The 21,729-nt window shown below is 45.9% G+C and carries 19 protein-coding genes; 7 read left to right on the forward strand and 12 right to left on the reverse strand.

What is annotated here, in order from left to right:
* Nucleotides 1-92: 92 nt before the first annotated feature.
* The 3 genes from PSE7367_RS06690 to PSE7367_RS06700 all read right to left on the reverse strand — a co-directional run bounded on the left by PSE7367_RS06690 (nt 93) and on the right by PSE7367_RS06700 (nt 6,029).
* A complete protein-coding gene (locus PSE7367_RS06690; RefSeq protein ID WP_015164615.1) occupies nt 93-1,547 on the reverse strand; it encodes an NAD(P)/FAD-dependent oxidoreductase in 1,455 nt (484 codons plus the stop codon).
* A gap of 523 nt (nt 1,548-2,070) precedes the next feature.
* On the reverse strand, nt 2,071-3,834 hold the full coding sequence (locus tag PSE7367_RS06695) for an iron uptake porin (protein ID WP_015164616.1): 1,764 nt from the start codon (nt 3,832-3,834) through the stop codon (nt 2,071-2,073).
* Nucleotides 3,835-4,313: 479 nt separating this feature from the next.
* Nucleotides 4,314-6,029 carry an iron uptake porin gene (locus tag PSE7367_RS06700; RefSeq protein ID WP_015164617.1) on the reverse strand — a complete coding sequence of 572 codons (1,716 nt, stop codon included), beginning with the start codon at nt 6,027-6,029 and terminating at the stop codon, nt 4,314-4,316.
* Between the two features lie 863 nt (nt 6,030-6,892).
* Between PSE7367_RS06700 and PSE7367_RS06705 the strand changes: the two genes are divergently transcribed.
* Complete coding sequence (locus PSE7367_RS06705) at nt 6,893-7,297, forward strand: hypothetical protein (RefSeq protein ID WP_015164618.1); 405 nt, start codon at nt 6,893-6,895, stop codon at nt 7,295-7,297.
* 217 nt (nt 7,298-7,514) lie between these two features.
* Here PSE7367_RS06705 and PSE7367_RS06710 read toward each other — a convergent pair whose 3' ends face one another.
* From PSE7367_RS06710 to PSE7367_RS06730, 5 genes are all read right to left on the reverse strand, one after another.
* On the reverse strand, nt 7,515-8,402 hold the full coding sequence (locus PSE7367_RS06710; RefSeq protein WP_015164619.1) for an SH3 domain-containing protein: 888 nt from the start codon (nt 8,400-8,402) through the stop codon (nt 7,515-7,517).
* Between the two features lie 65 nt (nt 8,403-8,467).
* On the reverse strand, nt 8,468-9,685 hold the full coding sequence (gene lptC / locus PSE7367_RS06715; protein ID WP_015164620.1) for an LPS export ABC transporter periplasmic protein LptC: 1,218 nt from the start codon (nt 9,683-9,685) through the stop codon (nt 8,468-8,470).
* 118 nt (nt 9,686-9,803) lie between these two features.
* A complete protein-coding gene (gene dusB, locus PSE7367_RS06720) occupies nt 9,804-10,925 on the reverse strand; it encodes a tRNA dihydrouridine synthase DusB (RefSeq protein ID WP_015164621.1) in 1,122 nt (373 codons plus the stop codon).
* Nucleotides 10,926-11,059: 134 nt separating this feature from the next.
* Nucleotides 11,060-11,584: a GNAT family N-acetyltransferase gene (locus PSE7367_RS06725; RefSeq protein ID WP_015164622.1), complete on the reverse strand. Its 525-nt coding sequence runs from the start codon at nt 11,582-11,584 to the stop codon at nt 11,060-11,062.
* Between the two features lie 2 nt (nt 11,585-11,586).
* Complete coding sequence (locus PSE7367_RS06730) at nt 11,587-11,877, reverse strand: type II toxin -antitoxin system TacA 1-like antitoxin (protein ID WP_015164623.1); 291 nt, start codon at nt 11,875-11,877, stop codon at nt 11,587-11,589.
* Between the two features lie 408 nt (nt 11,878-12,285).
* Between PSE7367_RS06730 and PSE7367_RS06735 the strand changes: the two genes are divergently transcribed.
* The 4 genes from PSE7367_RS06735 to PSE7367_RS06750 all read left to right on the forward strand — a co-directional run bounded on the left by PSE7367_RS06735 (nt 12,286) and on the right by PSE7367_RS06750 (nt 16,161).
* Entirely contained in the window at nt 12,286-13,524 is a 1,239-nt protein-coding gene (locus PSE7367_RS06735) for a metallophosphoesterase family protein (RefSeq protein ID WP_015164624.1), read from the forward strand.
* An 80-nt stretch (nt 13,525-13,604) separates the two neighbouring features.
* Complete coding sequence (locus PSE7367_RS06740) at nt 13,605-14,135, forward strand: Panacea domain-containing protein (RefSeq protein WP_015164625.1); 531 nt, start codon at nt 13,605-13,607, stop codon at nt 14,133-14,135.
* Entirely contained in the window at nt 14,132-14,752 is a 621-nt protein-coding gene (locus PSE7367_RS06745; RefSeq protein ID WP_015164626.1) for a hypothetical protein, read from the forward strand. The genes PSE7367_RS06740 and PSE7367_RS06745 overlap by 4 nt, the downstream gene beginning before the upstream one ends.
* Before the next feature lie 38 nt (nt 14,753-14,790).
* Nucleotides 14,791-16,161 carry a class I SAM-dependent methyltransferase gene (locus PSE7367_RS06750; protein ID WP_015164627.1) on the forward strand — a complete coding sequence of 457 codons (1,371 nt, stop codon included), beginning with the start codon at nt 14,791-14,793 and terminating at the stop codon, nt 16,159-16,161.
* Between the two features lie 451 nt (nt 16,162-16,612).
* Here the strand turns inward: PSE7367_RS06750 and PSE7367_RS06755 are convergent, their stop codons facing one another.
* A complete protein-coding gene (locus PSE7367_RS06755) occupies nt 16,613-18,079 on the reverse strand; it encodes an aminotransferase class I/II-fold pyridoxal phosphate-dependent enzyme (protein WP_015164628.1) in 1,467 nt (488 codons plus the stop codon).
* Between the two features lie 39 nt (nt 18,080-18,118).
* The gene (locus tag PSE7367_RS06760) at nt 18,119-18,523 is read right to left on the reverse strand and encodes an NIL domain-containing protein (protein ID WP_015164629.1); all 405 of its coding nucleotides are present in this window, start codon (nt 18,521-18,523) and stop codon (nt 18,119-18,121) included.
* Between the two features lie 121 nt (nt 18,524-18,644).
* Between PSE7367_RS06760 and PSE7367_RS06765 the strand changes: the two genes are divergently transcribed.
* Complete coding sequence (locus PSE7367_RS06765) at nt 18,645-20,081, forward strand: N-acetylmuramoyl-L-alanine amidase (RefSeq protein ID WP_015164630.1); 1,437 nt, start codon at nt 18,645-18,647, stop codon at nt 20,079-20,081.
* A 3-nt stretch (nt 20,082-20,084) separates the two neighbouring features.
* Here the strand turns inward: PSE7367_RS06765 and PSE7367_RS06770 are convergent, their stop codons facing one another.
* Nucleotides 20,085-20,354: a YciI family protein gene (locus tag PSE7367_RS06770; RefSeq protein ID WP_041699211.1), complete on the reverse strand. Its 270-nt coding sequence runs from the start codon at nt 20,352-20,354 to the stop codon at nt 20,085-20,087.
* 400 nt (nt 20,355-20,754) lie between these two features.
* Here PSE7367_RS06770 and PSE7367_RS06775 point away from each other — a divergent pair, with 400 nt between their 5' ends.
* Nucleotides 20,755-21,009, forward strand: coding sequence for a hypothetical protein (locus PSE7367_RS06775; protein ID WP_015164632.1), 255 nt, complete (start codon nt 20,755-20,757; stop codon nt 21,007-21,009).
* 392 nt (nt 21,010-21,401) lie between these two features.
* Here the strand turns inward: PSE7367_RS06775 and PSE7367_RS22385 are convergent, their stop codons facing one another.
* On the reverse strand, nt 21,402-21,575 hold the full coding sequence (locus PSE7367_RS22385) for a hypothetical protein (RefSeq protein WP_015164633.1): 174 nt from the start codon (nt 21,573-21,575) through the stop codon (nt 21,402-21,404).
* Nucleotides 21,576-21,729 lie beyond the last annotated feature (154 nt).

The following is a 21,729-nucleotide window of genomic DNA, read 5'->3' on the forward strand; positions in this document are numbered from 1 at the left end:
ACATAGGATTATATAAATACTATTAACCTGATTCAGGTACTTGATGCAGTTATTGATATATGTATAGAGAGATTTATACACTTTGAATTCGTCTAAGTCTCGTTTGCTGCTTCTTGATATTCACTATCAGAATTAACAGACCATAAGTTATGTTTATTGGGGTTAATTACATTCTCTGCCGCTAGAATCCCCATCAACAAACTATGGTCTTGATTGTTATATTTAAATGCACCATATCGGCCAATCAATTGCAGATTAGCAAAGCGATCTAAGTAGTTCTGAATAGTTGCCAGCGCTTCTTTGTAATTACCCGTATAAACCGGATAAGTGCGGGGCAATCGCATCACAAATCCATCTGTTACTTGGTTATTTAATTGGTTATTTAATTGGTCGTTTTGAATTAATTTGATCTGCCGTAATTCCTGAGTGGCGCGATCGATGAGGCTGGCCTCAGACTCCTGCCAGATCGGATCATTGAAATTACACCAATATTCGCAACAAATCGGCGTTTGGTTTGCATTGGTTGGCAGCATTTCGGGTGACCAATTAGCAAAATTCGTGACTCGACCCACCAAAACCGCAGGATCATTAATATAAAGCCAATTGTCTGGGAATAGGTCAAGTTGATCGATAAATAAATAGACCAGAATTGTATTCCGAAAAATTAGCGATCGGGCTGCCTCAATTACCCTTGGCGGTGGGGGTGGCTCCATCTGTTGGAGCAAAATGGTGATCGGAATCGAGGAAATAATCCGATCGCACTCATATTCTGTCTCTATGCCAGATTCACGATCGCGGGTGACAATGTAGGTTACTTTTACACCATTGTGGTGGAGTTTAACTACTTCTGCACCCAACATCACCGTTTGGTCATGATCGCGCAGGTTGGCTTCAATGCGATCGTAAAGTTGGCCAGAGCCGAGGCGGGGGAACTGGAACTGATCGATCATATTTTTAGCCCCACCCCCACTACCTAGCAAGGCTTTGCGGATCGCCCCAGAGAGCGATAACCCTCTAATTCGCTGAGATGCCCACTCGGTACTAATTTCAGAACACTTGATTCCCCATAGTTTTTCGGTGTAGCCCTCAAAAAAAATCTCAAACAGCCGTTGGCCAAATTTAGCTGTGACCCATTCAGCAAAGTTTTGAGGATTATCATTTGGAAATAATTTGGTTTGCAAGTAAGACCAGAGAATCCGCAGGGTTTCAGCCATGCCCAGACTGATCATTACTTCACGCGATCGAATTGGATAGCGGAAATATTTCTCACGGTAATAAATACGGGTGAGGCGATCGATCGTCACTTGCTCAGAGCCAAGCACCTCATGCCACAGCTCCAAAACTGGTTTTAGTTTAGTGAAAAAGCGATGCGGCCCATAATCAAGGATGAATCCCTGATAGTTGATGCTTTTAGCCAGACCTCCCACCCGGCGATCGCGCTCAATGATGGTAACTTTTTGCTGCTTTTTGGTGAGCGTGTAGGCAGCAGCAAGTCCAGCCGGACCTGCGCCAAGAATATGAACCGAGGCAGAACTTTCTGGTGGCATAGGTTAGAAAATAGTAGCGATCGCAACCAAGCTGCAGGCTCCGCGATTGATAGCGTCCTTAGCAGCTAGACACACCGACAGAATATTTTTAGTTAATGAATGGCCATGAATCCGAATCAAAACACAGAAAGCAACAGCATTGATAATCTATAAGGCTCATATGGCATTTATCCTAAAACACTTAGCCTATAAGAGTCACAGTCAATCGGTTTGCTCTGCTAACTGCTAAGTTAGGATGACTTAAAGAATTCCATATAGTTTCCATATAGCTGTTGATTACCATCACTACTCTAAACCTACACGTTCAACCCAGGTAGTTCAGTGATCATGATCAGGCCAGCATAATACATTAATCGGCAAACTGGTAATCATTCCACCAAAGCTTTCATATAGTTGAGGTTAAGTTGACTGAATGACTAAACCTAAAATCAAAAGCACCCCCATCATTTAGAGGGTGCTTTTGATATTGATTAAAGTAAATTTAATCGATTGTCTAGCTACTAACTAACTAATTACTAATTACTTAGAAGCTAAAGGTGGTGCGCAAAGTACCCACAAAAATGGTGTCATTGGCACTGTTGTTATTCGGATTGAAGATCACCTGCACATCTGGGGTGATGTGGATGTTGTCAGAGATCGGGAAACGATAGAACGCTTCTAGATTGCTCTGGGTCGAATCTCCCACCGAGTCATCAATGAATGGTGAACCATAGGCGATCGCTGCCATCGAGCCTTCTCGGAACAAGTCAGGGAAGGCTAAACCAACCATGTAGGTCTGAGGACTGATGCTGTCATCGGTGGTATCTGGGTTCACAAATCCAGACAATGATGGGTTCAAGCTGACTGGCACACCATTGCGGCTGTCGATGCTACCAAAGCCATAGCGACCGAAGAAGGCGACGCGCTCAGAGAATGCCCATTCAACGTTTACGCCACCGGCATCAATATCCAAGTTAGAAATTGAACCTGCGGTGTATTGCAAGCGAATCGCAAACGGACGATCGCCATCTTCGTTCGGCGGCGCATACTCAAGTTCGACACTACCTTGGTATGGGTCACCGGTTAAACCACGGTTGGTTTGGAAACCAGCAATGTTAGCGCCATCGGTTGGGTCAGCGCCATTGGCTGCCAGGTACAGGGCACGGAAGCTGAATGCGCCTTGCTTGGGATTCCAGTCGATCGCTGCACCAGCGCCACCTTCTAGGGGATTGATCAACACCATCAACGGGTTGTTAATAAAGAAGGTGCTCGAAAAATCACTCGCTTCATCGTTGGCGTAGCTGTTGGCATCGATGTGATCATAGACGTGCATCACAGGGCCGATCGATACGCGGAAATCTTCGCTGAAGACATTGAAGTCATAGCGCAATTTAGCCAGGTTGAAGCTATTTTGCACACCAGCGAAGTCCTGACCAAAGGTGTCAAAACCAAGGTTGCCGGTGTCGCCTGGAGGCGCAGAACCAAGGAAGTTGGGACCACTGCCACCATTTCCTGCTTCAAGGCGAGTAATTAACAAATCATCGCCGGTAAAGCTGGTGTTGAAGTTCAATCGAACTCTGGCATTGAAGGTGACATTGGTATCACCATCATCGGCAATCACCGAAGCACTAAAAGGGTTACCGCCAGTAACATCAGAACCATAGATAGTGCTGCTGGCACTGGCACCAGTGAGCGAGAGGATCGCTTCACCTTCTAGCTTGGTGGTGGTCGAAAACTGCTGGGCTTCTAGTTGAGCGGTTTTTGCTTCGAGGGCATCAACCCGACCACGCAAGGCGGCCAATTCTGCGGCAAACTCTTCTTGTAAACGTTGCAGGGCAGCCAGGTCTTCTTTGCTAACCTTATCGGCTAAGCCAGCAGAGATAATTTCATTGATGCGATCCAAGCAAGCATTAACCCCAGCGGCGAACTCATAACGAGTTAAAGCTCTTTGACCACGATAGACACGGGTGGTTTGCTTGAGACGAGGTACGGTACGGCTAGGGGCAGCACCACTGATTTCATAACCAGCAATACAACCATAGCGCTCAACCAAAGATTGCAGAGCGGTGAACGCCCAGTCGGTTGGTTGCACATCCGAAAGCTGGGATACAGAGGTCACACCCTGACTCACCAAGTCGGGATTGGAATCAAAGTAAAGATCACTATTGACCTGCTGAACGATCTGAGCCACTTCTTCTGTTTGGGAAACAGTTGTGGTCTCAGCCGTAGCTGGCTTAATCATACTTGCAGACGTAGCGATCGCTATTAAGCCAACGCTACCTGCCAAAGACAGGTTAAAATTTTTCATACACTCACTCCTCACTTGACTAGTCGGAATAGTTAACTAACTGTTTTTTACTTAACACAGATTCAAAGTCAACGTCCCAAATAATATATTACACCTGATATTCTAAATTGTAATTCACAGTTACAAAAAACAGGAAAAAGTCAGTAAAGCTTGACCGATTCTAATTAATGGTTCATTTCTAGCATGAGAGCTGCAATTAGATGTAGATCACACTTTGGGACAATTAGACCGATCAGGGGCTCAATGCTTTAATAACAGCGATCGTAGTGATTTTTCTCCAGGATACTTAACCAGACTTGCATATTAAGCACTAGCCAGAGGGCGATCGATTACATTTACTAAGTCAAAGCGATCGATCAGTTAAGTAATTAAAAACAATGAGCAATGAATAACCTCCCACACAAAACACCCCCCTGTAGAAGGGGAGTGCTTTTACAATAAAACGTTTTAGCTAGCTAGAGTAGTTATTATTTAACAGCCTAGAAGCTAAAGGTGGTGCGCAAAGTACCCACAAAAATGGTGTCATTGGCACTGTTGTTATTCGGATTGAAGATCACCTGCACATCTGGGGTGATGTGGATGTTGTCAGAGATCGGGAAACGATAGAACGCTTCTAGATTGCTCTGGGTCGAATCTCCCACCGAGTCATCAATGAATGGTGAACCATAGGCGATCGCTGCCATCGAGCCTTCTCGGAACAAGTCAGGGAAGGCTAAACCAACCATGTAGGTCTGAGGACTGATGCTGTCATCGGTGGTATCTGGGTTCACAAATCCAGACAATGATGGGTTCAAGCTGACTGGCACACCATTGCGGCTGTCGATGCTACCAAAGCCATAGCGACCGAAGAAGGCGACGCGCTCAGAGAATGCCCATTCAACGTTTACGCCACCGGCATCAATATCCAAGTTAGAAATTGAACCTGCGGTGTATTGCAAGCGAATCGCAAACGGACGATCGCCATCTTCGTTCGGCGGCGCATACTCAAGTTCGACACTACCTTGGTATGGGTCACCGGTTAAACCACGGTTGGTTTGGAAACCAGCAATGTTAGCGCCATCGGTTGGGTCAGCGCCATTGGCTGCCAGGTACAGGGCACGGAAGCTGAATGCGCCTTGCTTGGGATTCCAGTCGATCGCTGCACCAGCGCCACCTTCTAGGGGATTGATCAACACCATCAACGGGTTGTTAATAAAGAAGGTGCTCGAAAAATCACTCGCTTCATCGTTGGCGTAGCTGTTGGCATCGATGTGATCATAGACGTGCATCACAGGGCCGATCGATACGCGGAAATCTTCGCTGAAGACATTGAAGTCATAGCGCAATTTAGCCAGGTTGAAGCTATTTTGCACACCAGCGAAGTCCTGACCAAAGGTGTCAAAACCAAGGTTGCCGGTGTCGCCTGGAGGCGCAGAACCAAGGAAGTTGGGACCACTGCCACCATTTCCTGCTTCAAGGCGAGTAATTAACAAATCATCGCCGGTAAAGCTGGTGTTGAAGTTCAATCGAACTCTGGCATTGAAGGTGACATTGGTATCACCATCATCGGCAATCACCGAAGCACTAAAAGGGTTACCGCCAGTAACATCAGAACCATAGATAGTGCTGCTGGCACTGGCACCAGTGAGCGAGAGGATCGCTTCACCTTCTAGCTTGGTGGTGGTCGAAAACTGCTGGGCTTCTAGTTGAGCGGTTTTTGCTTCGAGGGCATCAACCCGACCACGCAAGGCGGCCAATTCTGCGGCAAACTCTTCTTGTAAACGTTGCAGGGCAGCCAGGTCTTCTTTGCTAACCTTATCGGCTAAGCCGGAGGCAATGATCTCGTTGATTTTGTCCAAACAGGCATTTAGGCCAGCCGCAAATTCATACCGGGTCATGGCACGTTGGCCACGGTAGGTACGATCGGGATAACCAGCAATACAGCCGTAGCGCTCAACCAAGGATTGCAGAGCGGTGAACGCCCAGTCGGTTGGTTGCACGTCGGAAAGCTGGGATACCGAGGTTACACCCTGGCTTACAAATGCGGGGTTGGACTCAAAGTAAAGATCACTATTGACCTGCTGAACGACCTGAGCCACTTCTTCTGTTTGGGAAACAGTTGTGGTCTCAGCGGTGGCTGGCTTGGCGACACCTGCGGAGGTGGCGATCGCTATTAAGCCAACACTACCTGCTAATGACAGGTTAAATTTTTTCATACCCTTGCTCCTCACTTGGTTGTTTTGGGACAATTAGCTAACACACAGATAACCAATTATTAACACAGATTTAAATTCAACATCCCAGCCACTATCTTACACCTGATGCCTTGAATTGTGACCAACCAGCCTGAAGGCAATTAGCATAATCAGCAAAAAGCCCTACCAGAGAGGATTTCAGCAAAATCAATCCATAGCTTCAGCAGCTAAATCCTGGCTATTTGGTAACAATCGCTACATCCTATCAACGGTTTTTCTTAACTTTTGCTTAGGCTAACAAGCAGCGATCGTTAAATTTTACTTATGGTTGCTATAGATAAATAGATAAAACGATTACCATCACTGGCTATAAGGTATTGCCGCCAGAATTACAGCAATAGGTTCCGTTTCTTCTCAGGATTCAGGTAAAGGGCTTACAATAAATATGTAGAGGTACTTTTAGAATCACACCAGAGTACAATTGCCACTGCGATCACGCCTTAATTAATTCGGTTAAAACCATTGCAGAGATTGCAAGCCATGCGAAAGCGCTTACTTTGCCTTAGGGAACCAAGTAATACGATCATTAACCATCAAGATATCCTTATATATCCTCTACTAGTTTAGATACTTTGGATTTGGATATTGATGCGGAAAACACTTAATTTAGCGCTGAGAAGCACTACTGAAAGCCGCAATCCAACCTTGGTGGGGCTGCGTATACATAATAAATAGATTCCCTGGATGGAGAATCAAACAGCGGCTGTCCTAAAGTAGCTTAGGTATTATGTATGGCAAATCTAATCACCTATATGTGCAACTGTACAGGCGCAAAACGTATTATCTTTTGTAATCTAGATGGGTTAAGGGTTAGGTGAATAATTATGATTAGATTTTCTTCGACTTTGGTAACGATCGCAACCTTGGGCTTTGTGGCGGCTGGAACCACCAATACTGCGATCGCCAGTGATGTAAACGATCTAAAAGATCTATCAACGGTGCAGATTGTGGCTCAAAATACTTCAGCTACTAGTGATGTGGGCAGTAGTCCTACCGCTCAACCTGGAGACGCGGAGTTTTTGAAATCTGATGATGGTAGGTTGCTTTCAAATCAAGCTAGTACGCCAGTGCGACTAGGTGGCAAGTTTCCACCAGTGCGGGAAATTGTGATTTCGCCCAATCGCCCTGATGTGGATCTTTTTCCTGTGAATGTGGAGATCAATCAACAAATCCAAGGCCCTAGCGGCTATGAGACTAAGTCTAATCCTGCGGTTTTAGTGATTCAGTAGGTTTACCTTTTTACATGGATCAACTCTATTGGGTTGATGTCCTCGTAATTAATTCTGCTGAGATCAAATCTGCGATCAGATCCAAGAATAAGCTTATCCCACCGAGAGAGATACTTAAAATATGTCTTATATATTGATATATTGCCAAGGCTTCTAGAGGCTAAGTGATTCACACGAATCATTCAAATCAAGTTGGCACAATACCTAGCTTATTAGCCTAATCACCAGCGGGGATATGGAGAATTTGCCACTCCCCATTAACCTGGCCAAAAATTATTCTTGGGTCTAGGGGTTGGTAAGACTGGAACTCATCAACATAGCCAGACTCACCATTGGGAAGAACCACTGGAGTCCACTCCTTCAGGATTGGTGATTCCTGAAAATCCACCTCAGCCATAATTGCTTCCCACCGATCGCGGTCGAATTCCACCACTTCATTACTCAGGATCGCAATGATCCGGCTATCTTGATCGGCTTGCTCATGCACATTCACCGCATTCCCATAGACGATCACCTTGGTAAATTCGTATTCAATGCCAATATTCTCCTCTGGGGGTAGCACCTCAGCATAAAAACGATCGGCAATATTCGGACAGACCCAACCAGTAGTATTAGCGTCAACTTGAGCATAATAGTCCACTGCGGTTTGACTACAACCAGGCACGATCGCCTTATCCAGCAGTTCCCAGAACCAGGCATCGGGATTATCTAGCTCCAGATCGGCCAATGTTTGGGGAATGCCAAAGCCGATCGGCAATCCATCCGCAGGAATCAGCGGCGCAATGAAGTTGGCATCCCGATCGCGCACCGCCTGTTTAAAGCTTTCCCGAAATTGACCAAATTCGCTATCTGGATCTACCGCATCACTTAGATCTAGCTTTTGACGGGGGAAATCACCCAGAGCCGGTTGGGTGGGCTGTGGCTCAACCGCTTGACCAGATGTTTGCGGTTGACTGACTGGTTCACTGGTGGGCTGATTGGTTGGTGTAGTTGATTGCGGCTGATCAGGTGCTGCTCCTTCGGGATTAGGGACAGTGCAACCGATCGCGCCGATCGCAATAATTAAGCTGATCAGCAGCGGTGATTTGATAATTGATTTAGGCATGGGTTAATTGTTAAACAGATCGATCGCCATAACTAGATCGATTAGACGTGTCAGTAGCTAAAAAGTTACTCTGGCGTAATCTGGGTAATACTGTCGGTAACCCGCACCGTTTGATCGGTGAGGTTGGCAACGGCGCGATCGCCCGATACGTTCACATCATTTTCGGCTTGGCGATAATTAACATTACCCACCGCCGTGACGGTATTATCTTCGATTAGCCATTCAACGCTATTGGCTGTAATTACGGCTTGATCGGGATCGGAGGTGGCACGCACCGCACCATCCAGAGTAAGACGTTGTTCTGCCAGGAAAACCATCCCCTGATTAGCAACCACATTAAAACCGCGATCGCTATCGGTGGCATCTAGCGCTTCGGGTAATTGCACAATTTGATTTGTGATCTCCCAGATCGCCCTGGCAGTATTAACCTCCAGGTTGGACTTTTTATCCCTGGCTCTAACTTCGCCTTCTAGTAAAATTTCCTGCTTGGTTACATCCCATGCACCCTTATCGGCTCTAACCCGTAAATCATCCTCGGTTTGTACCACTCGAAATGGATAGGGGGCAGTGACGATATTGGTATTAGCATCCCAGGTCAGGGTTGGCCCCTCTAGCAGTAATGGCGGATCAACCACTTCGCCCTTTACATCTTCAGCGATCGAAAAAATGTTTTTATTGGGATTGGCAATTAGGCTTTTGCCAGTCAAGATAATGTCGGCATCGGTTTTTTCTAGCTTAATGTTGCCCTTACCCGTAAGTAAATCCTCATCCGCCAGCCACACCACCCGATCGGCAGTGAGCACAATATTTTCTTCGACCGCGATCGCCTTCACATTACCCTCGATCGCAATTTCCCGATTATCCTGGTCAACTGCGCCACCTTCGCCACTCACTTCGATGATCGGCACCCCATCGCGGTAGAGCTTGCCAGTGACAATAAACACATCGGCGGCTCTGGTTTCGGAGCTATAGTCGGCGCGGCGAGCCGTAATTTCGTAGAGGGGTTTGCCGTTTTCGTCCACATCGGTGAGGGTGACATTGGACAAACTAGAACCGATCGGCTCGTCTGATTCTTCGACTACGGCGGGGCTGCGCTGCAAAATACCATTATTAGAGAACAGAGCGGTTAACCCCCATCCCCCCAGGGCGATCGCACCCAGAAACCCAACTATATAGATCGATCGTTTGGCTTTGCCCGTTGTTTCGGTTTCGTAGGTTTCGACGGTCTCTGGCGCTTCTGATGATTCTTGCTGTTCTGGGGTTTCCGGGGTTTCGTCCGACATGATTTAAATCTGTCCTGAGTTTATGGTGGGAAGGGGTGGTTAGATATTTACTAAATGCGATAAGCAGATCTTGCAGGTTTAGCATACCAACCATCTTAACGCTGTCAATCTTTTACCTTTACATTGGCGCACCGATCGCCAGATCCTCCGCCGATAGCACCTGATCGCTCTGATCGCTGTGATGAGTTTGTAAATAATCGATCGCCCGATCCAACACAGCCAAACCCTGCTGCAAATCTTCGATCCGGCATAGCTCACCCCGCAACATCGCCGCCCCAGGAAAGCCCTTGGCATACCAGGTCATATGCTTACGTGCCTGGCGAATACCCCGCTTACCCTTATATTCCCACAAACCAATTAGATGCTCCCGTGCTGTTTGTAGCCGTTCGATCGGCGTGGGTTGGGATAAGTGCGTACCAGTTTTGAGGTAGTGATCGATCTCGCCCACCAGAAATGGATAGCCCAGCGTACCCCGCGAGCACATCACCCCATCCGCGCCAGTCATTTCCAGGCAAGCGATCGCCGCCTCCACCGAGAAAATATCGCCATTGGCGATCACTGGGATCGATAAAACTTCCTTTACCTTAGCGATCCATTCCCACTTAGCGATGCCATTATAGCCCTGCGATCGGGTACGGCCATGTAGCGTTAACATTTGCGCCCCGGCTGCTTCCATCCGCTTAGCAAAATCGAGAATATTAATTTCCTTATCACTCCAGCCCAGTCTGGTTTTGACCGTTACGGGTACGTTTACGGCTTCAGTTACCGATCGCACGATCGCTTCTGCCACTTCCGGTTGCCGCAACAACGATGAACCACCACCATTTTTAGTGATCTTATTCACCGGACAACCCATATTAATATCTACGGTATCTGCCCCTTCTGCCACTGCCATTTGCGCCGCTTCCGCCAGAAAATCAGGCCGACAATCGAATAGTTGAATGCTGATTGGTGTTTCCGCCCGCTCGATCTCCATAATCTTGGGCAGCTCACGCACATAATGCAGCCCGGTGGCATTGACCATCTCGGTATACATCATTGAAGTGGGGGCATGGCGACGCACCAACCGCCGAAATACCATATCAGTGACACCGGAAAGGGGCGATTGCAATACGCGGCTGGCCAGCTCAAAATCACCAATTTTCAGTGGTTTTGCTAATCTTTCCCGCAGTTGGTCTGATAATTGGGGTTGATCATCTTGCTGCAAGTGGGGTAGGAATTTGGGTGCTTTGAGAGACATGATCGCTAAGGGGCTAGGGGATCGAATCGCTTATTTATTTTAACAATAGCTTTAGCTATGACCTCAGCAAAACTTGAAGCTGCATCTCCAAAAATAGATTTAAGTCTATTTGCTGAATTTTTGCACAGTCGCTACTACGATTTTTCAAAGCCCTGTTTAATTGTTTCTATTGGCAAGAAAAAAGAGTTCGAATCTTCAAGTCTCAGGAATCCATACTTTTCATAAAATCCGATCGATTCGATCTTTGCATCTGCAGTTACCCCACTTACCCCAACCATTTTTGATATTTCCACTGTTTGGTATAGAGCATGGAACAACAACTTTCGTCCTATCCCCTTACCTCTGACTGCGATCGCATTCGCAAGCCTACCAATTTTCACACAGGGAACTTGTTTAGGCTGGCCTTTTCTTAATGACTCAGGTAAAGCATCAATATTTAATGCTGCTGCGCTGATTGCATAGTAGCCAAGAATATTTCTAGAAGCCTTTGTTGGATTAACTGCTATGTATACTTTTGCATAACCTTTGTTATGATTACTCCAAGCATAGCGAAGTAAGTATTCATTTAAGTCTGAGTTACCGCAATCAAAGGGATGGTTTTTAGATTTCGGTCTAAAATCTAACTGCTTAATGATTATTTTTTCGTTTGCAAAGCTCACTACTAGCAGCCATATTTATCTTTAAACTTTTGCGCTGCATCTATAAAAGCTTCATTTGGAGCGGGCGGATTATTCAAAGCATCATAAACAATCTTTGCATCATTAGTAGATAGTTCGATAACTTCAGGATTAGAAAAGTCAAGATCACAAATACCTTCTTCCTCTTTGCTACCAAAAACCTCAGATGAATTAACCTGGAAGCCAAAAGCATGATTAGTAACTGGCCACACATTAGACCATGATTTACTGGGAGTCCATTGAGCTAACAAGCTCTTGATTCTTTTTCTGTCCATTTACTCCCCCTGGAACTTGAGGTGTCAGTTAATCTCTACATTTATATATTACCCCTTAATCATAGTCAAATTTAGGTGAGGCTTAGTTTTGTGAAATAGTTCGCCAAATATTTATGTGGCTTTTGATGGATGTTGTTAAGTATAATCAACTCTTACTTCTTGCCATTCAGATAGGAGTTGATAGGGATTCTAGAACCGTTGCCCGATCGCATCACTACTTGTCTAGTACCACCAAATCAACCACACAAGGATTGAGGCTCTTGGTAGTGGGATGGAAGCAAGAATTTTGAGCAAAAGATATTTGAACCAGTCTTGCATCCTATGGCCAAATATTATTACATGTACAGGACTCCAGGCTTTTAACTCTACCAACAAGCTGGCAAAACAAATACTAAAGGTAATTTGGTGATGGGGCTACGCAGAAGACAAATATTGTTCATTATTGGGATGGCAGCAGGCGGCATTGTCGCTGGGGCGGCGCATAGCCTTTTAAATTCTAGCAATGCTAATAATGCCGATCGCAACTTAGACCTTAGCAGCGATCGATCGCCAGAGGTCAACTCCAGTCAGCAATCAACAACCAATGATCCAGAACAGCTTAGCCAGCAAACAAACACAGCCAATCGCAAATCTAAGCGCGGCGATAAGATTGCACCAGAAGGGTTATATGCGCCAGAACGCGGCGATGTGAGGATTGTCGTGATCAGCGATCTCAACAGTGCCTATGGTGCAACGGATTATGGTGATGAGGTCAAAAAAGCGATCGCCCTAGCCCCCCAATGGCAGCCGGATATTGTGCTTTCTGGCGGTGATATGGTAGCTGGACAAACAATCCTGTCGCCCGAAGAAATCCAGGCGATGTGGGATGGGTTTGAAAAACACGTTGGCAAACCAATACGCGATGCTGGATTGCCATTTGGATTTACGATCGGTAACCACGATGCCTCCAGTTGGCGATCGCCGGATGGTGGTTATTTATTTGCCCTGGAGCGAGAAATGGCCAGTGCCTATTGGCAAGATCCTGCCCACTCGCCTAATCTCAACTTTGTCGATCGGGCTGGATTTCCGTTCTACTATACTTTTGCCCACAATGATATTTTCTATCTGGTCTGGGATGCCTCCAGCGATCGCATTCCTGATGAGCAAATCGCCTGGGCTGAGCAGAGTCTAGCCAGTGATGCGGCACAAGCTGCCAAAATGCGGATTGCGATCGGGCATTTGCCCCTATATGCGGTGGCGGTCGATCGGGATCGACTGGGTGAGGTTTTAGCTAATGCCGATCAGTTAAGGGCGTTGCTTGAAAAATATAACGTCCATACCTACATCAGTGGTCACCATCATGCTTATTTTCCTGGCTATCGCGGCAAACTGGATATGCTCCATGCCGGGGCGATCGGCGATGGACCCAGGGTTTTGCTTAATAGTAGTCTACCGACAATGAAAACGGTCACAGTGGTGGATGTATTCTTTGACAATAACGACACAGTCTACACCACCTACAACATGGCAGATATGAGCGTGGTCGATCATCAAACCTTGCCCCGCATGATCGTCGGCCCCAATGGCACAATCCTGCGTCAGGGAGTAAGCTGGAGCGATCTTTCTGCGGCGGAGCAAGCCTCTAGCCCCCATGGTTGGGAGGATTGAGTTAAGACATAGCTTTGAAATGTCAGACCTGTTAAAATAAAAGATAGTTACAATTAATCAAAAATTGAAGGTAATGAAAGATGAGCGCAGTAACAAGTAATCTTTCAATGACTGCAAAGCTGATAGAATTCTTTGTTTTAAAGACCAAAGGCCACATCACCAAATTTCAGCTCTTCAAGTTTTTGTACTTGGCTGACTTATATGCAACTAGGTGGCATGGCAAACAGATCACTGACCTTCATTGGATCTTCTACAAATACGGCCCTTGGGAAGAAGATATTGATAAGACTTTACGCTCCCTTGAATCCCTGCAGAAAGTTGTACAGACAAAATCTGGAGAAGCAATTTTAATCAGGCCAGGTAAAAATGCTATGTCGATTGAACAGCTAGAATTACCGATATCAATGCAGTATATGCTAGAGAATATTAGGGCAGCTTGGTCTGGTACTACTCAAAAACAGCAACAGGAGTTGCGAGATTATGTCTATGCAACAGCACCAATGAAAGATGTGCTTGAGAAAGAATACACTCCAGACCAAAAGCAGCCTTTAAACTTGCTTAAAGAAAGAGAGCTTTTGCTAGCTGAACTTGGGAATTTAGTATGTAAATGACGGCTGTCCAGAGAAGTAATAGGCAACCTCCTCAACCTCGTAAAGGCTGGATTTACAAGATTGATCCTAAACAACTGGTTTTAGAGTGTAGCAAGGGACATTTTTATAAATACGATATTTCCGGTTCATCAACCGTTTCTTGTGCAGAACCAAATTGCTCGGAGAAGATTAATCCATCTAGAATTGAACGCGGCCTTCACCCCTACATATTCTGGAGTGTAAGCAATATAGACATATTTCCAATTGCTTATGCCATACCACTAACTAGCAAGGATACCTTTGCTCCATTACCTAGTACATATCCCATTCGTGCAAATCAAAACACCGGACTTAGTTGTCTTAGCTATGCGCTGGTAAACCAGTTTGTCACGATTGACATTGAATGTTTTAAGGATACAAACAACCACTGGATAAAAAGATTGGGTGGAATATCAAAGGATCTTATAAATGTACTGGAAGAAAGGCTAAAACGCTGTCTTGATATCGCCAATAACTCAGTTAATGATTGGTTTATTGAGGATTCTGACCCTGAGCTAATTTCAAAGCTTATTATATCTAAATTCAATCAATCCCAACGTACACAAATTATTGAGGGTTTGATTGATAGCCTTGATTAGAGCTAGACTACATCAAAAATAGTGACTTTAAGCTTTATATGGCAACTAATTCTCGGCCATCAGATGCAAATATTGATGTTTACAATTCAGAAAAGGACGTAAAGCAAGATGCCGATCGAGTGCGGGTACATTTCGATCGTGCCCCCTATCCAGATACGCCAATTAGCTATGCCCCAGGTAAAAATAGCAATGTTTTGTTTGTGCATTCAGCGATCAATGCCACCTATCGCCGCGATCGCCAGGTAATTGATCCCGCTGGTTTAATGATCCTGGATGCTGGCTGTGGCAGCGGTGTGACTTCGCAGGTTTTGGCCGTCGCCAATCCTGGAGCCAGGGTGGTGGGCGTAGATATTTCACCAGCTTCGATCGAAGTGGCCAAGCAGCGGCTGGCACATCACGGGTTTAGCAATGTGGAATTTCATGCCATGCCACTAGAAGATGTGCCGCAATTGGGGCTGGAGTTTGACTACATCAATTGTGATGAAACCCTTTATCTAGTTCCCGATCCCCTGGCGGGGCTACAAGCGATGCGATCGGTATTGAAACCCAAAGGCACAATCCGCGCTAATTTGCACAATAAATATCAACGCCAATATCACTATCGCGGCCAACGTTTGTTTAAGTTACTAGGCTTGAGGAATGATCAAGTCAGTCAAGAAAATAAGATCGCCATGATCCGCGACCTGATGGCAGCATTGAATAATGAAGTGGACTTAAAGCGATCGACCTGGCTGAATTCAGCTAAAACCGATGAAACCATTCTGGCCAACTATTTACTACAAGGCGATAAGGGCTTTAATGTGCTGGATTTGTTCGAGTTGCTGGCAGGTGCTGAGCTAGAACTGATCGACATGGTGAACTGGCAATCCTGGCAGGTGCTGGACTTGATCCAAAATCAAACCCAAATGCCAGAATATCTGGAAATGGTCTTGTCTATGGCCACCCAGGAGCAATATCTGCACCTGTTTGAGTTGCTAAATCCCATTCACCGCACCCTTGATTTTTGGTGTGGTCATGTTGGTGTGGGGCAAGAGCAAGAGCCGATCGCGGCCTGGGATCAGGCAACCTGGTTAAATGCTAGGGCTAGATTGCATCCCCATTTAAAAACCAGTGCATTTGGGCAAGCCTTAGCAAATGCGATCGCGGCCACAATGCCCTTGAACATCACCCAATTCCTGGGCGTGACCACACCGGAGACGATCGAGATTCTGCCAAATTCTGCTGTTTGTTTGCAGTGGCTATGGCAAGAGCCGCGATCGGTGGCGGACTTGGCGCAGACCTGGCTAAAAGTTAAGCCCTACAATTGGGTAACCGGGACAGCCACTACGGAGGTTGAAGCTTTTAATCAGGTGGTGCAGGTGTTGGCGGAAATGGAAAGTTTTATGTTTGTATTACTAGAGTCAGACTAATAGGCACTTTTGAATCTGCCTAATCTGCATGGATGAATAACTCTACTCATCATCTTAGATAAGGGGATAAGGGACAGTAGCGTATGATCCTTGCCAGTCAGGCGATTGCTTAAACAATTATAAAATCCTCGACAGATCGCAATAACTGGGTTACTATAGCTCTGGTGTGAGGAAAGAATAAGCAAAAAGAAGTTGAAGCGAAACACGGAAAGCTAGCAACTTTTTTTTGCTGTTTGTTTTTATAAGAAACACTAAAATTAGGATTTTGTTTTTTAGTGTTCAAAACTTGCCAAATCTCCCTGCCAGAGTGCAATTGGTCAGTTGCTATGCATTTTGCACCCAATAGGTTACAATACCTATTAGTGTGAGGAGAGATCATAAAAGAGGGATCGGAGCGAAACAAGGAAAGCTCTGGTCTCTCTTTCATTTATAACCTATTAACCTATATAACCTAAGCAATAACCATAATCATTTCTAGCTCTGGATCGCTACAACCGTTAATCACACCACCACTAGATTTAAGCAATCGCAAAAATTCGATCGCTGCCTTGGTAATTTCCTCGCCTGGACAAAGAATCGGTATCCCTGGCGGATAGGCATAAGCTAGCTCTGTGCTAATCTTACCGATCGCTGTATTTAGCCTAACCCGCTTACTCTTGGCAAAAAAAGCTTCCCTGGGCGTAAGGGGCGATCGCGGTAACTTGGTTAAGATCTGGATCATTAGATCTTGTTTGCTCTCCAGTGCGGACTGATCCATCGATCGGGATTGGGAGTATTGATCGCTAAGAACCTGGAGCGATCGCACTAGCTTATCTACATCATCATTGCGATTGCCAATGCTAAACGCAAATACTAATTGACTCAGGGTGGGCATTTCTGCCACTGCATCGAGGGAATCCAATAAAATTTGATCGGCATCGAAGCCAGTTAGGGCAAGCCGATCGAGCATCACTGTCAATCTAGTCGGATCAAAGTTTGCCGTAATGGATGCTGGGATCGTGCGTAGGTTGAGAATGTGATCTATTTGCGATCGCGCTTGATTAGCCAGTTCAATCGTGCGATCGAGCAACTTATGTCCCGTGGTGGCCATTTGCCTTCTCGCCGCATCCAGCGAAGCCAACAGCAAAATACTAGGACTGGTTGATTGCAGCAGATTTATGGCGGCATCGATCGCTTCCAGCTCAAGGCCATATTCATTCAAACTATTACCGCAATGCAGGATTGAACTTTGAGTCAGACTGGTAGCCATTTTGTGGGTAGATTGCACCACCAAATCTGCACCAGCAGCGATCGCATCGATCGGCAGATCAGGATGAAAGTGCAAATGGGCACCATGAGCCTCATCAACCAGAACGGGCAAGTGATGAGCATGGGCGATCGCTACCATCTCCTTTAGTTCAGCACCCACCCCAAAATAGTTAGGGCTGGTGATTAATATTGCCCTGGCATCTGAATGCTTGGCCAATGCTTGTTTGAGCGTATGAATGCTAACGCCCAGATCCAGATCAAACTCGGTATTGTAGCTGGTGGGTAAATAGATCGGCCTTGCACCAGAAAGAATCAAAGCCGAAATGACCGATCGATGACAGTTGCGACCCACCAAAATTTTGTCGCCTGGTTGGCAAGTTGCTAAAACTATGGCCTGCACACCGATTGTGGAGCCATTCACCAGAAACCTGGTCTGTTTTGCACCATAGGCAGCGGCGGCGAGAGTTTCCGCCTGGGCGATCGTATCTTCCAGTCCTGGCAACTCTGGCAGATCTAGCTTAAAAATATTGCTGCCCAATAATTCATCAAGCTGCGGATCGATGCAATTCCCCCGCTTGTGCCCTGGCATATAAAAGGCAGCCTGGTCGATCGCTAAATATGATTGCAAAGCATTGAGGATTGGCGCTTGGCTTTGATCTAACTGCTCCATCGTTGCAGGCTAACTTACTTAATAAATTAACTTAATAAATTATAAGTTAGTTGAGATCGCTTCAACGGGGCAGGAAGGAATACACTGCTCACAGACAATGCAGCGCGATCGAGCAAAATTCAGCTTATATGTTTCAGGATTGAGCGTGAGTGCGCCAGTGGGGCAAACCCCCGTACACAAGCCGCAATCAACACAGATATTTTCATCGATCACAATTTCGCGGCCATTCATCGACACTTCAATATCCAGCGATCGCATCCATTCGACGGCTTCTTCCAGGCGATCGATATCCCCCGATAGCTCTACCACCATCTTACCCACCTGATTGGGAGCCACCTGCGCCCTGATAATATTGGCAGCCACATTAAAATCCTTGGCCAAACGATAGGTAATTGGCAACAGGATCGATTTTTTGGGCAGAGAAAGATTAACGCGCTTTTTCATACCTTATTATGCACTTTCCAGTAAATTGTTGGCGGCATTGTTAACAAGTAGGGTATAAAGTTGCTACACTGCATCCGATCGCTAAGAGCCAGGAATTCTGGCGAAATTATGGGGATAGATAATGGCTAAGATTTTCCTTTCCGCAGGTCATGGTGGGTTTGAAGGCGCATTCCGCGATCCAGGAGTCGTAGTTAATAACACAAGCGAAGCCGCTGAAATGATCGCCACGCGCGATTTAGTTGTGGCAGAGCTTAGATCACGCGGCTTAAGCGTGGAAGCCCCAAGTGATGATCTTAGTTTAACTGGCACAATCAGTTGGATCAATGCCCGCGCCAGTCGTCGGGACGTAGCCCTAGAAATTCATGGCAATGCTGCTGCCGATCGATCGGCCAATGGTACTGAAGACTTTTATATTGCCGGTAATCAAGAACGCAAGCGCCACGGCGAATTACTGATTGCCAGCCTACTGAGACGAGTCCCAGAACTAAGAAATCGCGGTGCCAAACCCGATACTGCTGCTGCCGTTGGTCGTTTGGCTTTTTGCCGCGATATTATCCCACCATCTTTATTACTAGAGCTATGCTTTTTGTCTAACCCCAGCGATCTGCGCTTGCTGCAAACCCGTCGCCGCGACTTTGCGATCGGCATTGCGGATGGATTGCAGTTGTGGCTCAGGGATGTGTCGGGAGTTACGCCAACTCCTACCCCCACACCAATACCAACACCCAGCCCAACCCCAGGACCAACACCAACCCCGACCCCAAGACCAACGCCCACGCCTGGTCCTACAATTCCCATTTTCAGTGAGGTAAATATTAGTTTAAATGGACGGGTCTATCCAGAAAAGGCGATCATCGTGACTGGCAATGCCTATGTGCCGATCGACTTGGTGGATAGCCTGGGCATCGATCTGTCCCAGGACTTTAATATCCGACGGTTGCGTTATCGCAATATTGTCTATGCAATTGCGATCGGCCTACGTGATTATGGCGTATCGGTTAACTGGGAACCCCGCACCCGCACTGTAGAAATTAAAACAATTTTTTCGGTTTGTCCAGGGCAATTGGATCAAATCATGGGGCAGGGCAACACCTCCGAAGTGCAAATGTTGATGTTTTTGAAAAATAACAACGAAGCAGCAATCACCACCTACGAGGAAATGCCACGCTACTACCGCGAAGAAGGATCGATCGAGGGGGTTAACTATGACATCGCCTTTTCGCAAATGTGTTTAGAAACCAACTTCCTGCGTTTTGGCGGTGATGTGCGGCCGGCCCAAAATAACTTCGCTGGACTAGGGGCGGTCGGTGGCAATGAAGAGGGAGCCACATTCCCCGATCAACGCACGGGGGTACGCGCCCACATTCAGCACCTCAAAGCCTATGGCAGTACCTCGCCTTTGGTACAAGAACTAGTCAATCCCAGGTTTCATTTTGTGCAGCGAGGGATCGCCCCCTTGGTAAATCAGCTCTCAGGACGTTGGGCAGTTGATCCAAATTATGGCAGCAAAATCATTGCGATCATCCGGCGGTTGTATGAGTCCGCCAATATTTTCTAACCTTTAAAAAGCTTGAATCCATTCGCGTACCTGATACTCAGTCCAGATTTGATTCTGCCAATATGGATCTGATTCAATCATCGCTTTGGCAGCGGCTTGATCGGCTGCAACATACACACCAAAAACCATTTGCAAGTCAGTAGTAGGGCCGATCGTCAAGATTTTGCCAGCTTCCTTGAGCGCTTTGAGATTGTCTAAATGCGCTTGGCGGCAACCAGCTCTCTTTTCGAGCACGTTATCGCAATAACTACCCCACATCACAAACTTTTTCATTTCGGTGGTCATAATGGTTCAAGTTCCCAAATTGTTGATTGATTGGCTTAGTTTTGGTCGATCGCCTAGCTCTTAGGCGAGGCATCAATTATTTTAAGGGAAATCTTGATCAAGATTAACGCTAATCTTTAAACCATTAAGCTTTAGCCCTGCAATGGTTTTAACTAGGATCTATAGGATCTAGATGATTAGCTCGAAATCAAAACGACTAGTAGAAAGCGACCACGATCGCCATGATTCAAATAGCAGAGGTTGCAACAATTTTAAGACGATTATTTAACTGAATTTAGACCAATTATTTTTAGCTTTTAGCTTAGTGATGCTAGGTTAGACAGCAACAGTTATTAGTTATTTCAGGCAATTGATCATCTTTGTATATCTTAATCAGGTGGATTAAAAAATGTCAGAAGCACAATCCGGAATCTCGTTGGCGATCGTCAAGCATAGTGACTATGACAATCCACTCGCCCAAATTAATGTAAACGAAAAATCGCTTGCCTTCATTACCCAAGAAGAAGGGCTAGGTCAATATCGAATTGAATTCCCCACCGAGATCGAAGATGGTCAGATGGTGATTACGCATATGGATCTGGCAATCTTTGAAGAGGCGATCGAAAAGGCCAAACAGGCTTTAAGTGAATTGGGGCAAGCCTAGAATCTTTTTTATATGGCCTAAATTCAACCTAAAAGCGATCGCGGCAAGCTTAAACCTTAAACCTCAAACCAACAAAGCAAAAAAGTGAGCCGTAAAGCCCACTCAAATAATCATTATTCGTTGGTTATGCGTCACTTAAAACTGAAAGAAAAACTATGTAGCAGCTAGAAGCAAAGGATTCAGAATTGGGATTTAGATTTCCCAAAAGCCACTTCCAACTAACTAAGCAATGGGATCAATTAATTAGGATTGAGCCAAGCTGCTCTAAGCGGAAAAGGTTAAGGGAGTAAATTCTTTGGCACATCTGGCGGTCAAATCTGTTTAGAAGCTATTTAAAAATAGACCGCCATCAACGCAAGGCTAAGATTAACTATATTTTATTTAGTTTAGATCTAGTCGAATAGGTACTTATCCACTAGCAAAGCCACCACAGTGGCAAATGCCGTCACACCCAGACCTACAAAAACATTCTGCCCTTGGCTGACACAAACGCAAGCTACAACGCCCGCACCGATCGCGGCGGTAACAGCAGCAACAACAGGATCTTTAGTGGTGTTTTTATACATATTAAAAACCGATTAACTACCTTATCAACTAGTGAGGCTCTTGATTTCTAAATTTGGATGTTTGGGTGAACTTCGCAAATTTAATCTATATCTAAAGTAGTATAAGCAGCAGGCATGGATATCTCATCTCAACAATTCTTTTACAAACACTCAC

This window comes from Pseudanabaena sp. PCC 7367 (assembly GCF_000317065.1).
In the GTDB taxonomy this organism is placed as follows: Bacteria; Cyanobacteriota; Cyanobacteriia; order Pseudanabaenales; family Pseudanabaenaceae; genus Thalassoporum; species Thalassoporum mexicanum.

Bases quoted from the DNA above. Each gene is read 5' to 3' on its own strand.
- PSE7367_RS06735 (WP_015164624.1), top strand. From the start codon at position 12,286: ATGGGGCTACGCAGAAGACAAATATTGTTCATTATTGGGATGGCAGCA.
- PSE7367_RS22385 (WP_015164633.1), bottom strand. From the start codon at position 21,575: ATGTATAAAAACACCACTAAAGATCCTGTTGTTGCTGCTGTTACCGCC.
- PSE7367_RS06770 (WP_041699211.1), bottom strand. From the start codon at position 20,354: ATGAAAAAGTTTGTGATGTGGGGTAGTTATTGCGATAACGTGCTCGAA.
- PSE7367_RS06730 (WP_015164623.1), bottom strand. From the start codon at position 11,877: ATGGACAGAAAAAGAATCAAGAGCTTGTTAGCTCAATGGACTCCCAGT.
- PSE7367_RS06695 (WP_015164616.1), bottom strand. From the start codon at position 3,834: ATGAAAAATTTTAACCTGTCTTTGGCAGGTAGCGTTGGCTTAATAGCG.
- PSE7367_RS06755 (WP_015164628.1), bottom strand. From the start codon at position 18,079: ATGGAGCAGTTAGATCAAAGCCAAGCGCCAATCCTCAATGCTTTGCAA.
- PSE7367_RS06690 (WP_015164615.1), bottom strand. From the start codon at position 1,547: ATGCCACCAGAAAGTTCTGCCTCGGTTCATATTCTTGGCGCAGGTCCG.
- PSE7367_RS06745 (WP_015164626.1), top strand. From the start codon at position 14,132: ATGACGGCTGTCCAGAGAAGTAATAGGCAACCTCCTCAACCTCGTAAA.
- PSE7367_RS06740 (WP_015164625.1), top strand. From the start codon at position 13,605: ATGAGCGCAGTAACAAGTAATCTTTCAATGACTGCAAAGCTGATAGAA.
- PSE7367_RS06760 (WP_015164629.1), bottom strand. From the start codon at position 18,523: ATGAAAAAGCGCGTTAATCTTTCTCTGCCCAAAAAATCGATCCTGTTG.
- lptC (WP_015164620.1), bottom strand. From the start codon at position 9,685: ATGTCGGACGAAACCCCGGAAACCCCAGAACAGCAAGAATCATCAGAA.
- PSE7367_RS06750 (WP_015164627.1), top strand. From the start codon at position 14,791: ATGGCAACTAATTCTCGGCCATCAGATGCAAATATTGATGTTTACAAT.
- PSE7367_RS06700 (WP_015164617.1), bottom strand. From the start codon at position 6,029: ATGAAAAAATTTAACCTGTCATTAGCAGGTAGTGTTGGCTTAATAGCG.
- dusB (WP_015164621.1), bottom strand. From the start codon at position 10,925: ATGTCTCTCAAAGCACCCAAATTCCTACCCCACTTGCAGCAAGATGAT.
- PSE7367_RS06710 (WP_015164619.1), bottom strand. From the start codon at position 8,402: ATGCCTAAATCAATTATCAAATCACCGCTGCTGATCAGCTTAATTATT.
- PSE7367_RS06775 (WP_015164632.1), top strand. From the start codon at position 20,755: ATGTCAGAAGCACAATCCGGAATCTCGTTGGCGATCGTCAAGCATAGT.
- PSE7367_RS06765 (WP_015164630.1), top strand. From the start codon at position 18,645: ATGGCTAAGATTTTCCTTTCCGCAGGTCATGGTGGGTTTGAAGGCGCA.
- PSE7367_RS06705 (WP_015164618.1), top strand. From the start codon at position 6,893: ATGATTAGATTTTCTTCGACTTTGGTAACGATCGCAACCTTGGGCTTT.